This window comes from Cupriavidus sp. GW821-FHT07C08 (assembly GCF_059419025.1).
The window spans coordinates 1-13806 of record NZ_JBWKQZ010000050.1 but is presented as its reverse complement, the minus strand read 5'-3'; the positions used below and the strand labels follow the sequence as shown (position 1 = coordinate 13806).

Below are 13806 nucleotides of genomic sequence, written 5' to 3'. Positions count from 1 at the left end.
GGAGCTGCCGCTCAGGCGTGCGTCAGCTTTTCCTTCAGCGCGGCGTTGTTGCTGGTGTGCACATGCACCAGCGCCTTTTCCGGGAAGGCATAGTGGTAGGCGCGGCGCAATGCCAGCGCGGCCTCGTGGAAGCCTGACAGGATCAGCTTCTGCTTGTTGGTGTAGTAGGCGATATCGCCCGCGGCAAAGATGCCGCGGCGCGAGCTTTCATAGGTGGTGGTATCGACCAGGATGCGGCCGGCGCGCATGTCCATGTCCCACTGCGCGATCGGGCCCGGCTCGGACACCAGGCCGTACAGCGCCACCAGTTCATCGGCGGGCAGCACCGTGCTGCCGTCGCGGGTGCGCACCTCGACCTCGGTCAGCGGGCCGTCCTGGCCTTCGGTGCGCAGGGCGCCGAGCATGCCGACCACGAAATCCATCTCGCCGGCCGCCACCGCTTCGCGCATTTCCGCGACGATGCCGTCGGCCGCGCGGAAGCCTTCGCGCCGGTGCAGCAGCGTCACGCGCGCTGCCACCTTGCGCAGCGCCAGCGCCCAGTCCAGCGCCGAGTCGCCGCCGCCGGCCACCACCACGCGCTTGCCGGCAAAGCGCGACACATCACGCACGGCGTAGTGCACGTGGCGGCCTTCCAGCGCCGGTGCTTCGGGCAGCGCTACGCGCTGCGGCGCGAATGCGCCCGCGCCGGAGCAGATCAGCACCGCGGCCACATCGAAGCGCTTGCCGCTGTCGGTGGTGACCAGCAGGCGCTCATGGGCGGCATGGCCGTCAGGTGCCGGCTGCCGCGGGATTTCGGACAGGCTTTCCGCGCGCTGGCCGAAGTGCATCGGGAAGTCGAACGGCGCGCACTGCTCCAGCAGCCGGTCGACCAGGTCCTGCGCCAGGCAGCCCGGCACGGCGGGGATGTCGTAGATCGGTTTTTCGGGGTAGAGCTCGGTGCACTGGCCGCCGGCGCGGTCGAGCACATCGATCAGCTCGCACCTGAGGCCGAGCACGCCGGCCTGGAACGCGGCAAAGAGCCCGACCGGGCCGGCGCCCACGATCAGGACATCGGTGCTGGTGACGGGGGCTGGTGCGAGGGGGGTAGCGGTGGGCATTGGGCGTGGCGGGCACGCCAGGTGCCCGCAAAAAGGACGGTGCAAGGCCCGACTATACCCCGCACATCGCCCGTTTCCGCCGACGCCAGCGTTGCCGGCAGGGCTTTCCAGGGTGCGCCGGCGTCACGCATGCAGGGGGCGACGGGAGTAGAATGGCCCCATGCAAAACGCCCACGCCATCAATGCCGACCTGCATTGCCATTCCACCGTGTCCGACGGCACGCTGGCGCCGCGCGCCATCGCCGAGATCGCCCGCGACGCGGGGGTCGCATTCTGGGCGCTGACCGACCACGACGAACTGGGCGGGCAGGCCGAGGCGCATGCCGCGGCCGAGGAATTCGGCATGCGCTATGTGCCGGGCGTGGAGATCTCCGTGACCTGGGCCGGGCAGACCGTGCATATCGTCGGGCTGCAGATCGACCCGCACTGCCCGGAACTGATCGACGGCCTGACCGATACCCGCTCGGGCCGCGCGCGCCGCGCGCGCGATATCGCTGACGCGCTGGCAAAGGTGGGCATCACCGGCGCCTATGAAGGGGCGCTGCAGCACGTGGGCAACCCGGACCTGATCTCGCGCACGCACTTTGCGCGCTGGCTGGTCGACCAGGGCCGTTGCGCCACCGTGGGCGAGGTCTTCAGCGAGTACCTGTCGGAAGGCCGCCCCGGCTATGTCGGCCACCGCTGGGCCAGCCTGGCCGACGCAGTCGGCTGGATCCGCGCCGCCGGCGGCATCGCGGTGATGGCGCACCCGGGCCGCTACCATTACACCGATACCCAGCACGACGCGCTGTTCGATGAGTTCACGGCGCTGGGCGGTGGCGCCGTCGAGGTCGTGACCGGCAGCCACACGCCCGACCAGTACCGCCGCTATGCCGAGGTGGCCCGCCACTACGGGCTGCTGGCCTCGCGCGGCACGGACTTCCACGGCCCCGGCGAAGGGCGCGTCGAGCTGGGCAAGCTGCCGCCGCTGCCGCCGACGGTGACGCCGGTCTGGCATGACTGGTAGGCGCAAGCCCGGCCTGGCCGGGGTACTACCCAGATTCCGCTCCGATCCGTCCGAATCCGCCACCCTGGTCCATGTCACAGTACTTCGAGATCCATCCGCTCAATCCGCAGTCGCGCCTGGTCAAGCAGGCCGCCCAGATCCTGCAGAAGGGCGGCCTGATTGCGCTGCCGACCGATTCCAGCTATGCGCTGGCCTGCCGGCTCGACGACAAGGGCGCCGTCGAGCGCCTGCGCCGGCTGCGCGGCATCGATGACCGCCACCACCTGACGCTGATGTGCCGCGACCTGTCCGAGCTCGGCAACTTTGCCCGCGTCGACAACCGGCAGTACCGCTGGCTCAAGGGCGCCACGCCGGGCCCGTACGTGTTCATCCTCGAGGCGACCAAGGAAGTGCCGCGGCGGCTGTCGCACCCGGCGCGCAAGACCATCGGCGTGCGCGTGCCCGAACACGCGATTCCGCTGGCGCTGCTGGGCGAGACCGGCGAGCCGCTGATCTCGGCCACGCTGCAGATGCCGGGCGACGAAGCGCCGCTCAACGACCCGGCGGAAATCCGCGCGCGGCTGGAGAAGCAGCTTGACCTGGTGGTGTGCGGCGGCCCGGCGCCGGCGCAGCCGACCACGGTGATCGACCTGACCAGCGGCGAGCCCGAGCTGATCCGCGCGGGCCGCGGCGACGTCGAGCGCTTCGGGCTCTGAGTTCCCCGGGCGCTGCCACCCCGCCTGGCAGGTGCACAAGCGTGCGCCCGGGCGGCGCCGGGCCGTTACAATAGGGACCATGGATTCCTCCCTTATCCAGACCTTCGCGGTCTATGCCCTGCCGGTGCTGTTCGCCATCACGCTGCATGAGGCCTCGCACGGCTACGTGGCCAAGCTTTTCGGCGACGACACGGCCTATGCGCTCGGGCGCGTCAGCCTGAACCCGATCCGCCATATCGATCCGATCGGCACCATCGCGGTGCCGCTGCTGCTCTACATCATGACCAGCGGCCAGTTCGTGTTCGGCTACGCCAAGCCGGTGCCGGTGGCGTTCGAGCGCCTGCGCAACCCACGCTGGCACGGCATGTGGGTGGCGCTGGCGGGGCCGGCCAGCAATGTGGTGCAGGCCTTCGTCTGGGTGCTGCTGGCCATCGGCCTGACCTGGGGCGGCGTGCGCGAGCCGTTTTTCGGCGAGATGGCGCTGGCGGGCGTGCGCGTCAACCTGGTGGTGGCGGCCTTCAACCTGTTCCCGGTGCCGCCGCTGGACGGCGGCCGCGTGCTGACCGCGCTGCTGCCGCAGGGCATTGCCCGCGCGGTGTCGCGCATCGAGCCGTACGGCATCTTCGTGGTGCTGGCGCTGGTGGCCGCGGGGGTGATCACCACGGTCTGGATGACGCCGGTGGTCAATGTGCTGATGTCGCTGATCGAGCTGCTGCTGCGGCCGATTGTGATGCTGCTGCAGTGACGTGCCGGGGAACGCCATGACGCATGCCGGGATTTCTACCCCGTCTGCCTGGGTTGCCCGCTGGGCCCACCTGCTGCGCCCCGGCGCGCGGGTGCTGGACCTGGCCTGCGGCAGCGGCCGCCATGCCGCCTGGCTGGCGGCGCGCGGCCATGCGGTGCTGGCCGTCGACCGCGACGCCGAGGCCATCGCCGGCCTGCCGGCCGGCGTGACCGGCCGGGTGGCCGACCTGGAGCAGGGCGCCTGGCCGCTGGCCGGCGAGGCGCCGTTCGACGCCATCGTCGTCACCAATTACCTGCACCGGCCGCTGTGGCCGCACCTGGCGGCGGCGCTGGCGCCCGGCGGCGTGTGGATCTACGAAACTTTTGCTGCCGGCAATGAAACCGTCGGCAAGCCGTCGCGGCCGGATTTCCTGCTGCGGCCGGGCGAATTGCTCGAAGTGGCGCGCCAGCATGGCCTGCGCGTGGTCGCCTATGAGGATGGCCTGGTCGAAGTGCCGAAAACAGCCTTCGTGCAGCGGATATGTGCGGTGCGCGAGGCGGCTGCGGGCGCCGATGCGCCTGCGCCGGCACGCTACCGGCTCGACGCCTGAGCCAGCCATGGCGCTGTCGGCGAGAATGCCGCTGCACACGTTGAAACAGTTGGTATCAACCCCTGTCCGGGCGGCGGTCGAAGCGGCCTGCGGTTCCGGTACAATCCCGTTATTCGCATCCCGAATTCCTTAACGTTATGACACAGATTACCGGCAGCATCGTCGCCATCGTTACCCCGATGCATGAAGACGGCAGCCTGGACTTCCCGGCCCTGCGCGCATTGGTCGACTGGCACGTGGCCGAAGGCACCGACGGCATCGTGATCGTGGGCACCACCGGCGAGTCCCCGACGGTTTCCGTCGAGGAGCACTGCGAACTGATCCGCGTTGCCGTGGAACAGGCCGGCAAGCGCATTCCGATCATCGCGGGCACCGGCGGCAACTCCACCAAGGAGGCCATCGAGCTGACCGCCTTCGCCAAGAAGGTGGGCGCAGATGCGTCGCTGCAGGTCGTGCCGTACTACAACAAGCCGACCCAGGAAGGCATGTACCGGCATTTCCGCACCATCGCCGAAGCGGTGGAGCTGCCGGTGCTGCTGTACAACGTGCCCGGCCGTACGGTCGCGGACATGAACAACGAGACCATCCTGCGCCTGGCGCAGGTGCCTGGCATCGTCGGCGTCAAGGAAGCGACGGGCAATATCGACCGCGCCGCGCAGCTGATCAAGGACGCGCCGGAAGGCTTTGCCATCTACAGCGGCGACGACCCCACCGCGGTGGCGCTGATCCTGCTGGGCGGCCACGGTAATATCTCGGTCACCGCCAACGTGGCACCGCGCAAGATGCACGAGATGTGCGTCGCGGCGCTCAAGGGCGACGTCGTCACCGCGCGCCGCCTGCACATGGAACTGATCGGGCTGAACAAGGCCATGTTCATCGAGGCCAACCCGATCCCGGTCAAGTGGGCGCTCCAGCAGATGGGCAGGATGGAAGGCGGTATCCGCCTGCCGCTGACCCCTCTGTCCGAGGCCAACCACGACTATGTACGCAAGGCACTGGCCGCCGCCGGCCTGCTGGCCTGATCTTTCGTGGCGTCCTGCTGTCGCCTCACCTACTAGGATTGCGTGTCAATGAAACTGAAGCTTAACCGCCGCGGCGCGACGCAAGTCCGCCGCGCCGCCCTGGTTGTGCCCGTGCTTGCCGCTGGCGTGATCACCGGCTGCAGCAGCATCAACGAAGCGATGCAGCCGGACAAGATCGACTACAAGTCGTCGGCCTCGAAGCGCACGCCTACGCTGGATATCCCGCCCGACCTGACCAAGCTGGAGGGCGATCGCCGCTATTCGGTGCCCGATGCGAACGGCACCTCGACGCTGTCGACATACAGCCAGGCCACCAAGGTGCGCGAGCAGTCCCCGAGCGAGAACGTGCTGCCCTCCGCCCAGGGCATCCGCATGGAGCGCGACGGCAACCAGCGCTGGCTGGTGATCAGCAACGGCATGCGCGGCGACCAGCTGTGGCAGCAGCTGCGCGGCTTCTGGCAGGAAAGCGGATTCCTGCTGGTGCAGGACTCGCCCGAGACCGGCATCATGGAAACGGACTGGGCCGAGAACCGCGCCAAGATCCCGCAGGACATCATCCGCAATACCATCGGCAAGGTCTTCGACGGCCTGTACTCGACCTCGGAGCGCGACAAGTTCCGCACCCGCGTCGAGCGCTCGCAGAATGGCACGCTGGAGGTCTTCATTAGCCACCGCGGCGCGCAGGAGCAGCTGACCGGCATCGACAAGTCGAGCACGGTCTGGACCCCGCGTCCGGCCGATCCTGAGCTGGAAGCCGAATTCCTGTCGCGCCTGGCCCAGCGCCTGGGCGTGCAGAAGGAACAGGCCGACCGCATGGCCAAGAACCCGGCGGCGGCGGGCAATGCCGCAGCCGCTGCGGGCACGGCCGCCGCTGCCGGCACCGCAGCCGCTGCTGGTGCCGATGGCGCCGCGCCGGCCAAATCGTACCTGTCCCAGGTCAACGGCGCCCCGGCGCTGCAGCTGCCCGAACCGTTCGACCGCGCCTGGCGCTCAGTCGGCCTGTCGCTGGACCGCGTGAACTTCACCGTGGAAGACCGCGACCGTGGCCAGGGCCTGTACTACGTGCGCTATGTCGACCCGCGCACCGTTGCCGACAGCCGTGGCTTCTTCTCCAAGCTGTTCACCAAGCCGGAAGATTCCAAGACCGCCAAGAAGTATCGCGTGGCGCTCAAGGGCACGGGCAGCGGCACGCTGGTGACGGTGCTCAACGATGCCGGCCAGCCTGAGAACGGCGAAATCGGCAAGCGCATCCTGTCGCTGATCGACGAGCAACTGCACTGAGCCGGCGCATGACTGCTGGCTTGCCAGCCGGCCTTCCTGGCCGGTGCCTGGCGGGGAGGGCGCGGCCATGATGCGCTTCGCCTTCCTCGGCAGCGGCAGCGAGGGCAACTCGCTGCTGATCGAATCCCGCGAAGACACCACCACCACGCGCGTGCTGCTGGACTGCGGCTTCGGCATCCGCGAGACCGCCCGGCGCCTGGAGCGCCTGGGCGTCGCGCCGGACCAGCTCGACGCCGTGCTGGTCACGCACGAGCATGGCGACCACGTCGGCTCGGCCTATGCCTTTGCCGCCCGCCATCGCCTGGCGGTCTACACCAGCCACGGTACCTGGCTGGCGACCTCGCACCTGCGTGGCGCCGATGCGGCCGACGTGCGCGTCTGCTGCGCCGACCATGCCTTTGCCATCGGCGGACTGCAGGTGCTGCCGTACACCGTGCCGCACGATGCGCGCGAGCCGCTGCAGTTCGTCTTGTCGGACGGGCAGGCGAGGCTGGGCGTGCTGACCGATGCGGGCATGGAGACGCCCTACGTGACGGCGCGACTGGCGGGCGTGGATGCGCTGGTGCTGGAATGCAACCATGACCGCGAGATGCTGCGCAATTCGGTCTATCCGGCTTCGCTGAAGCGGCGCATCGGCGGGGACTTCGGCCACCTGGCCAATGAAGTGGCGGCCAGCATCCTGGCGCAAGTTGCCCATGCCGGCCTGAACCGCGTGGTCGCGGCCCACCTCAGCAAGCAGAACAATACGCGTGAGCTGGCAACCGGAGCGCTGGCGGTGGCCTTGGGTGCGCTGCCGTCCGAGGTGCTGGTGGCAGACCAGGACGAGGGCCTGGACTGGCAGGCGGTGCGCGCCTGAGGGATACCTGGATGCAGCAGGGCGCAGTGCGGTAGCGGCGCCCAAATAAAAAAACCGGCCCGAAGGCCGGTTTTTTTATCGGTCAGGAACCGATTACTGCTTGGCAGCCGGAGCCGAAGCGTCAGCAGCGGCAGCAGCCGGGGCTTCAGCAGCGGGAGCCGAAGCTTCAGCAGCCGGGGCTGCAGCAGCGGGAGCCGAAGCTTCAGCAGCCGGAGCGGCAGCAGCCGGAGCAGCCGTTTCAGCGGCCGGAGCAGCAGCTTCTTCCTTCTTGCCGCAAGCGGCGAGAGCAACAGCGGCCAGCAGCGATGCGATCAGGAGAGACTTCTTCATTGTTCGTCCTTTAACTTGTAATAACGGAAAACAGGCGATGAATAATTACCGGTAATTATCGCTCTTGAACTGCAAAATAGAGGCCCTCCCGGGTCCCGACAAATGCAATGGTCCACAGTACTAGCCAGCCAACGATTATATCCGCGTTTTCCCGGCTTGTGTAGCGCCGAAATTTACTGATTCGCAATGTTACGCATTATTACAGCCGCGGGCCCAATTGCAGCCATCCTTCCAGCGTCCAGTGATGGAAAGTTTCCATCAGATCCGGTAGATCCGCGCAAGCCGCAACATCTTCGCCACTAAGTTGCCGATAATCGGCCAACTTTTTCAGCCACTGCATCAGTTCGGCCGGCGGCTCGTAGGCTTCTCCATTCAGGAAGAAATTCGCGCGGTCGTAAAGCGCAATCGATGCCGATGGCAGGACGACGCCATGGCGGGCCGCCAGTGTCGCATAACGGCGCAACGGCATGTCAGGTATCTCTGCGAATTCCACGCCAGGCTTGGGTTCTGACAGATGGCTGCCGAGGAATTCAGACACCATCTGGCTATTCCATTGCAGCGCCTTGAGCCGCTCGGCAACTGCCTTGGCCATGCCGGCGGGCAACTGCGCGGGCCGCGTGGCGGCGCGCTCGCCGGCGTCGGCATAACGGCCGCCGAGGTCTTCGTTGTCTTCGACCGTTTCAGACAGCCAGGCCAGGAAATGCCCGGCCAGTTCGCGGTAGGCCGGCGCGCGGAAACCGATCGAGCAGGTCATGCATTCGCCCTCGGCAATGCCATCGTGCGCATATTGCGGCGGCAGGTAGAGCATGTCGCCGGGTTCGAGCACCCATTCCTGTTCCGCGTCGAAGTCGGCGAGGATCTTCAGCGGCATGTCCGGGACCAGCTCAAGGCTGGTCTGCGACGAAATGCGCCAGCGGCGCCGGCCCGAGACTTGCAGCAGGAATACGTCGTAGGAATCGAAGTGCGGGCCCACGCCGCCGCCGTCGGTGGCGTAGCTGATCATCAGGTCGTCCAGGCGCGCGTCGGGCACAAAACGGAAGCGGCCCATCAACTCCGCCGCGGCCGCGTCGTGCAGATTTACCCCTTGCACCAGCAGGGTCCACTGGCGGGTCTTGACGCCGGGCAGGTTTTCGCGCGCAAATGGGCCATGCGCGAGTTTCCAGCGGTTGCGGAAGTGCGTCACCAGGCGCGATTCGATGTCGTCGCTGTCGGCCAGGTCGAAAAGCGCTTCGCGCGACACAGGCGGCACGATTCCGGGTACTGCCTGTCGAATCAGCAGGGGCTTGCGATGCCAGACATCCCGCATGAATGCAGCAGGCGTCATGCCACCAAGCAGGTCGAGCGGAGTGTCTGGATCGACGGGGCCAGGGGGCAGGGCCTGCGCGTATAATGCGGAATCGTTCATGGAGTCAAGAATTGAAAATCGCTAAGAATACTGTGGTGTCCGTGATGTACAAGCTATCGGACGCACAAGGCAATCTGATCGAGGAGTCAGATGAAGCCATGGTTTATTTGCACGGCGGGTATGATGGCACGTTCCCCAAGATCGAGGAAGCGCTCGACGGTCATGACGCGGGCTTCGAGACCCAGCTGCAGCTGGAGCCGGAAGACGCGTTCGGCGACTACGACGCCGATATGGTGAAGGTCGAGCCGCGCAACCGCTTCCCCGAGCCGCTGGAAGTCGGCATGCAGTTCGAAGGCATGCCCGAGGACGGCGACGAAGAGGACTCCGTCATCTACACCGTGACCGACGTGGCCGAGGACAAGGTCGTGCTGGATGGCAACCATCCGCTGGCCGGCATGGCGCTGCGCTTCTGGCTGAAGGTCTCCGAAGTCCGCGAGGCCACCGCCGAAGAAATCGAGCACGGCCACGCCCATGGCGCCTCGGGCGTTGAAGTCGTGGATGAGGACGAGGACGACGACACGCCGCGCACGCTGCACTGATCGCGCTGCACGGATCGTATTCCGCACCCAAAGAAAAAGCCGGGGCCGCAGCCGGCTTTTTCGTTTTCGGCCGACCCGCAAGCCGTCTCAGTGCGACGCCGGCGCGTCCTTGAGCGTGACCGCGAACGGCGACGCCGCTCCTGGCGTGATCACCAGCTCGGCCCATTGCGAGACCGTATTGGCGGGCAGCGACACGCGCGTGAAGTTCTGCATGACCTTGCCGGCCGCATCGCGCAGCGGCTTGTCGATGCCGAAGCCGTTGTCGGCCCCGTTGGCCCCGTTTCCGCCCGCATGCACCAGTAGCACCTGGCCGCGGAAACGACCGGCCAGCTCGCGCAGCTGGCGCTTGAATTCCAGGTAGCCATCGCGGGTGCGGTGGCGCATGAAGCCGTCCAGCAGCGTCGGGCGGCCTTTCTTCTCCCAGCCGTTGGCAAAATGCGGGTCGGCGTGGACCACCACCACGATGCCGTTCAGGTCGCGTTGCCGCGCCACCGAGAACGCGCGCGCCAGCCACTGGCGGTTGGCCTCGCGCCGGTCCTCGAACTCGCCGTTGCGCCCGCCTTCGTCGCGGTAGTGATTGTTGTCGCCCGGCAGGTTCATGCCGACGAGCAGGATATCGCCCACCTCCATGCGCATGTTCTCGCGGAAACTGCGGAACAGCGCCTGGTCCGACTGCCGCAGCAGCGGCCGCGGATGCCGGCCGAGCGTGGCGTCTTCAGGGAAGAACAGCTCACGCAGCCGGTTCAGGCGCTCGACCGCGTCAAAGCCGCCGTTGACCGGCAGCCGGCATTCGGACCAGTCGGTCTCGCCGGGCACGTAGACCAGCGGCAGCGGCGACTGGTTCAGCAGTTGCTGGCGGCTGCCCAGCACCGCATCGCTGCACGATTCCGTATCGCCCTTGATGCCGCCGGCATGAATGACCAGGTCCAGCTTGCGCTCGCCGAAGTAGTCGAGCAGTGCTGCCGCGTTGGCCTCCGCGTCCGGCCACTGGGGCAGGTCGGCGATCAGCGCGATGCGCGTCAGCTGTGGCCTGGCCGGTGCCTTGGCACCGCGGCCCGCGGGCGCGGCCGATGCCATGCCGGCCGTGCAAAGCAGCGGCAGCAGCATGGCAAGCAGGGCACGGCGCGCAGCGTTCATGCGGCGTCGAGCGCCTCGCATGCCAGTGCCTTGAGCCGGTACAGCGCCTCCAGCGCGGCGCGCGGCGTCAGGGTGTCGGGGTCCAGGCCGGCCAGCGCATCGACCAGCGCGGCCTGTTCGGGGGCGAGTGCGGGCGCCAGCGGCGCAGACACGGTCGCCGGGGCGGCGCCGAAGTCGTCCTCGTCGTCCTCTGGCGTTGGCGGCGCCGCGAACAGGTCCAGCTGCGGCGTGGGCGTGGCGTCGGCCGATTGCTGCTCCAGCCAGGCCAGGTGCTTGCGCGCGGCGCGGATCACCGGCTGCGGCACGCCGGCCAGCTGCGCCACCTGCAGGCCGTAGCTCTGGCTGGCGGGGCCGTCCTGCACCGCGTGCAGGAAGACAATGCCGTCGCCATGCTCGACTGCCGACAGGTGCACGTTGGCTGCCTGCGGGAACTCTTGCGGCAGCTGTGTCAGCTCGAAGTAATGCGTGGCGAAGAGGGTATGGCTGCGGTTGTGCGACAGCAGGTGGCGCGCGATGGCCCAGGCCAGCGCCAGCCCGTCGAAGGTCGACGTGCCGCGTCCGATCTCGTCCATCAGCACCAGCGAAGCCGGGGTCGCGTGGTGCAGGATGCCGGCGGCCTCGGTCATCTCGACCATGAAGGTGGAGCGGCCGCCCGCGAGGTCATCGGCGGCGCCGATGCGGGTAAAGATGCGGTCGATCGGCCCGATCACCGCGCGCCGTGCCGGCACGTAGGCGCCGACACAGGCCAGCAGCACGATCAGTGCGGTCTGGCGCATGAAGGTCGACTTGCCGCCCATGTTCGGGCCGGTGATCAGCAAGAGCTTGCGCGCTTCGTTGAGCTGGCAGTCGTTGGCGATGAACGCCACCGATTCCGCCGCGAGCTGGCCTTCGACCACCGGATGGCGGCCCTGCACGATGTCGACCACGTTCTCGGCGACGCGCTCCGGCGCGGACCAGTCCAGCGTCTGCGCGCGCTCGGCCAGTGCCGTCAGCACGTCCAGGCGCGCCAGCGCGCCCGCCACCCGCTGCAGCTCGCCGATATGCGGCAGCAGCGCCTGCAGCAGGCCGTCGTAGAGCTGCTTCTCGCGCGCGAGCGCGCGGTCCTGCGCCGACAGCGCCTTGTCTTCGAAGGCCTTCAGCTCAGGCGTGATGTAGCGCTCGGCATTCTTCAGCGTCTGGCGGCGGCGGTAGTCGTCGGGCACCTTGTCGGCCTGGCCGTTGGTGACCTCGATATAGAAGCCGTGCACGCGGTTGAACTCGACGCGCAGGTTGGCAATGCCGGTGCGGGCGCGTTCGCGCGTTTCCAGGTCGATCAGGAACTGGCCGCAGTTCTCGGAGATGTCGCGCAGTTCATCCAGGCCGGCATCGTAGCCGCGCGCGATCACGCCGCCGTCGCGCACCACGGTGGCCGGCTCTTCGGCCACGGCGCGCACCAGCAGGTCCAGGCAGTCCTGCGGCACGGCCAGGTCGTGCAGGGTCTGCGCCAGCAGGGTGCTGCCCTGGTCGTCACGGATGCAGGCCTGCACGTCCGGCAGCGCGCGCAAGGTGTCGCGCAGCGAGGACAGGTCGCGCGGCCGCGCATTGAGCAGCGCCAGCCGCGAGGTGATGCGCTCGACGTCAGCCAGCCGGCGCAGCGTCGCACGCAGGGCATCGGTGCCCTGGTCGATCAGCACGCCGATGGCCTGCTGGCGTGCCTGCGGCAGCGCCGGGTCGCGTAGCGGGTGGTGCAGCCAGTGGCGCAGCGCGCGGCTGCCCATGGCCGTGCAGCAGGTGTCCAGCAGCGAGAACAGCGTCGGCGACTCGCCGCCGCGCAGGGTCTCGGTCAGTTCCAGGTTGCGCCGCGTGGCGGAGTCCAGGCCGACGTACTCGGATTCGCGCTCCACCTTCACGCCCTGCACATGGCGCAGCGACTGGCCCTGCGTAGTGGCGGCGTAGTTCAGCAGCGCGCCGGCCGCGCCCAGCGCGGCACCCAGCCCGGCACAGCCGAACGGGTCCAGGCTGGCCACGCCCAGCTGCTCGCGCAGCCGGCGCGTGCCGGCGTCCTGGTCGAAATGCCATTCGGGCAGGCGGGTACGCGCGCACGCCAGCGCGGGCAATTCAATGCCATCGGCATACAGCAGCTCGGCCGGGCGGATGCGCTCCAGCTCGCGGCCCAGCTGTGCCGCCTCGCATTCCATCAGGCGCAGCTCGCCGCTGGCCAGGTTCAGCCATGCCAGCCCGGTCTTGCTGACGCCGCGGCGTGTGGTCTGCTGGTGCACCGCCATCAGGAAGGTATCGGCCTTGTCCGGCAGCAGCGCGGCATCGGTCAGCGTGCCGGGGGTGACGATGCGCACCACCTTGCGCTCCACCGGCCCCTTGCTGGTGGCCGGGTCGCCGATCTGCTCGCAGATCGCCACGGATTCGCCCAGCTTCACCAGGCGCGCCAGGTACTGGTCCGCCGAATGGAAGGGGATGCCGGCCATGCGGATCGGCACCCCGTTGGAGGCGCCGCGCGCGGTCAGCGTGATGTCGAGCAGGCGCGCGGCCTTTTCGGCATCGTCGTGGAAGAGTTCGTAGAAGTCACCCATGCGGTAGAACAGCAGGGTGTCGGGGTGGTCTGCCTTGATGCGGAGATACTGCTGCATCATTGGCGTGTGGCGGCTCGCGGCCGAATCTGCCTGCGCCTGTTCCGGGTCGGTTTTCTTCTGCAATCCCATTGCCATTTAGCCTGTCTGGCGGTGGGCCTGCCTGATGCTGCCCGCTCCGCTCGGATCGCCGCCTTGCGCAATCCGGATGGCGGCCGCGCGGGGCGTCCGGGCGGTCATCCGGCGGCCTGGGGCCGTGGCGCGAAGGGGCGTTTTCGAATATGGGCGATATGGTACAGCACGGGGCAGCGGTTGCCGCGCCGCGTGGGCCGGATCTGGCCCGGCGGCGGGGTCGGCGGCGTGCCGTCAGCGGAACACCAGCACCGGCACGTCGCTGTGGGTGCTTCCACGCGTTGCTGGAACACCTCGCGCCGCTCATGGGTGCTGTCGCTGCCCACCATGTAGGGGCTTGAACTGCCGCAAACGTAGTTGCGCATTCCTACGCAGTTATGCACAATTTGCGCATGTCACGCACGATGG

General features: G+C 68.1%; 13 protein-coding genes. 8 read left to right on the top strand and 5 right to left on the bottom strand.

The window, feature by feature from the left end:
• Window positions 1-11 precede the first annotated feature (11 nt).
• Window positions 12-1097, bottom strand: a complete 1086-nt coding sequence (locus AC07UK_RS37020) for an NAD(P)/FAD-dependent oxidoreductase (protein ID WP_494688096.1) — start codon at window positions 1095-1097, stop codon at window positions 12-14.
• Window positions 1098-1257: 160 nt separating this feature from the next.
• On the opposite strand from AC07UK_RS37020, the gene AC07UK_RS37015 reads away from it, so the two are divergent.
• From AC07UK_RS37015 to AC07UK_RS36985, 7 genes are all read left to right on the top strand, one after another.
• Window positions 1258-2103, top strand: a complete 846-nt coding sequence (locus AC07UK_RS37015) for a 3',5'-nucleoside bisphosphate phosphatase (protein WP_494688095.1) — start codon at window positions 1258-1260, stop codon at window positions 2101-2103.
• Between the two features lie 71 nt (window positions 2104-2174).
• Window positions 2175-2798, top strand: a complete 624-nt coding sequence (locus AC07UK_RS37010; protein WP_013956157.1) for an L-threonylcarbamoyladenylate synthase — start codon at window positions 2175-2177, stop codon at window positions 2796-2798.
• Window positions 2799-2877: 79 nt separating this feature from the next.
• Window positions 2878-3543, top strand: coding sequence for a site-2 protease family protein (locus AC07UK_RS37005; RefSeq protein ID WP_035822861.1), 666 nt, complete (start codon window positions 2878-2880; stop codon window positions 3541-3543).
• 16 nt (window positions 3544-3559) lie between these two features.
• Entirely contained in the window at window positions 3560-4132 is a 573-nt protein-coding gene (locus tag AC07UK_RS37000; RefSeq protein WP_494688094.1) for a class I SAM-dependent methyltransferase, read from the top strand.
• 137 nt (window positions 4133-4269) lie between these two features.
• Window positions 4270-5154: a 4-hydroxy-tetrahydrodipicolinate synthase gene (gene dapA, locus AC07UK_RS36995; RefSeq protein ID WP_010808980.1), complete on the top strand. Its 885-nt coding sequence runs from the start codon at window positions 4270-4272 to the stop codon at window positions 5152-5154.
• Window positions 5155-5202: 48 nt separating this feature from the next.
• Window positions 5203-6435 (top strand): NlpB/DapX family lipoprotein, encoded by a 1233-nt coding sequence (gene bamC / locus AC07UK_RS36990; protein WP_013956161.1) that lies wholly within the window; start codon window positions 5203-5205, stop codon window positions 6433-6435.
• A 67-nt stretch (window positions 6436-6502) separates the two neighbouring features.
• Window positions 6503-7291, top strand: coding sequence for an MBL fold metallo-hydrolase (locus AC07UK_RS36985; protein ID WP_114134582.1), 789 nt, complete (start codon window positions 6503-6505; stop codon window positions 7289-7291).
• A gap of 93 nt (window positions 7292-7384) precedes the next feature.
• Here the strand turns inward: AC07UK_RS36985 and AC07UK_RS36980 are convergent, their stop codons facing one another.
• Both AC07UK_RS36980 and AC07UK_RS36975 read right to left on the bottom strand, forming a co-directional pair.
• On the bottom strand, window positions 7385-7621 hold the full coding sequence (locus AC07UK_RS36980) for a hypothetical protein (RefSeq protein WP_436221234.1): 237 nt from the start codon (window positions 7619-7621) through the stop codon (window positions 7385-7387).
• A gap of 199 nt (window positions 7622-7820) precedes the next feature.
• Complete coding sequence (locus tag AC07UK_RS36975) at window positions 7821-9026, bottom strand: JmjC domain-containing protein (protein WP_494688093.1); 1206 nt, start codon at window positions 9024-9026, stop codon at window positions 7821-7823.
• Window positions 9027-9037: 11 nt separating this feature from the next.
• Here AC07UK_RS36975 and AC07UK_RS36970 point away from each other — a divergent pair, with 11 nt between their 5' ends.
• A complete protein-coding gene (locus tag AC07UK_RS36970) occupies window positions 9038-9565 on the top strand; it encodes an FKBP-type peptidyl-prolyl cis-trans isomerase (protein WP_026201125.1) in 528 nt (175 codons plus the stop codon).
• Between the two features lie 87 nt (window positions 9566-9652).
• Here the strand turns inward: AC07UK_RS36970 and AC07UK_RS36965 are convergent, their stop codons facing one another.
• Both AC07UK_RS36965 and mutS read right to left on the bottom strand, forming a co-directional pair.
• A complete protein-coding gene (locus AC07UK_RS36965; RefSeq protein WP_436221236.1) occupies window positions 9653-10702 on the bottom strand; it encodes a hypothetical protein in 1050 nt (349 codons plus the stop codon).
• On the bottom strand, window positions 10699-13398 hold the full coding sequence (gene mutS / locus AC07UK_RS36960; protein ID WP_494688103.1) for a DNA mismatch repair protein MutS: 2700 nt from the start codon (window positions 13396-13398) through the stop codon (window positions 10699-10701). Before mutS ends, AC07UK_RS36965 begins: the two co-directional genes overlap by 4 nt.
• Window positions 13399-13806: the final 408 nt, after the last annotated feature.

Excerpts from the sequence above, each read along its gene's own strand:
- AC07UK_RS37020 (WP_494688096.1), bottom strand. The coding sequence starts at position 1,097 with ATGCCCACCGCTACCCCCCTCGCACCAGCCCCCGTCACCAGCACCGAT.
- AC07UK_RS37015 (WP_494688095.1), top strand. The coding sequence starts at position 1,258 with ATGCAAAACGCCCACGCCATCAATGCCGACCTGCATTGCCATTCCACC.
- AC07UK_RS37010 (WP_013956157.1), top strand. The coding sequence starts at position 2,175 with ATGTCACAGTACTTCGAGATCCATCCGCTCAATCCGCAGTCGCGCCTG.
- AC07UK_RS37005 (WP_035822861.1), top strand. The coding sequence starts at position 2,878 with ATGGATTCCTCCCTTATCCAGACCTTCGCGGTCTATGCCCTGCCGGTG.
- AC07UK_RS37000 (WP_494688094.1), top strand. The coding sequence starts at position 3,560 with ATGACGCATGCCGGGATTTCTACCCCGTCTGCCTGGGTTGCCCGCTGG.
- dapA (WP_010808980.1), top strand. The coding sequence starts at position 4,270 with ATGACACAGATTACCGGCAGCATCGTCGCCATCGTTACCCCGATGCAT.
- bamC (WP_013956161.1), top strand. The coding sequence starts at position 5,203 with ATGAAACTGAAGCTTAACCGCCGCGGCGCGACGCAAGTCCGCCGCGCC.
- AC07UK_RS36985 (WP_114134582.1), top strand. The coding sequence starts at position 6,503 with ATGATGCGCTTCGCCTTCCTCGGCAGCGGCAGCGAGGGCAACTCGCTG.
- AC07UK_RS36980 (WP_436221234.1), bottom strand. The coding sequence starts at position 7,621 with ATGAAGAAGTCTCTCCTGATCGCATCGCTGCTGGCCGCTGTTGCTCTC.
- AC07UK_RS36975 (WP_494688093.1), bottom strand. The coding sequence starts at position 9,026 with ATGAACGATTCCGCATTATACGCGCAGGCCCTGCCCCCTGGCCCCGTC.
- AC07UK_RS36965 (WP_436221236.1), bottom strand. The coding sequence starts at position 10,702 with ATGAACGCTGCGCGCCGTGCCCTGCTTGCCATGCTGCTGCCGCTGCTT.
- mutS (WP_494688103.1), bottom strand. The coding sequence starts at position 13,398 with ATGGGATTGCAGAAGAAAACCGACCCGGAACAGGCGCAGGCAGATTCG.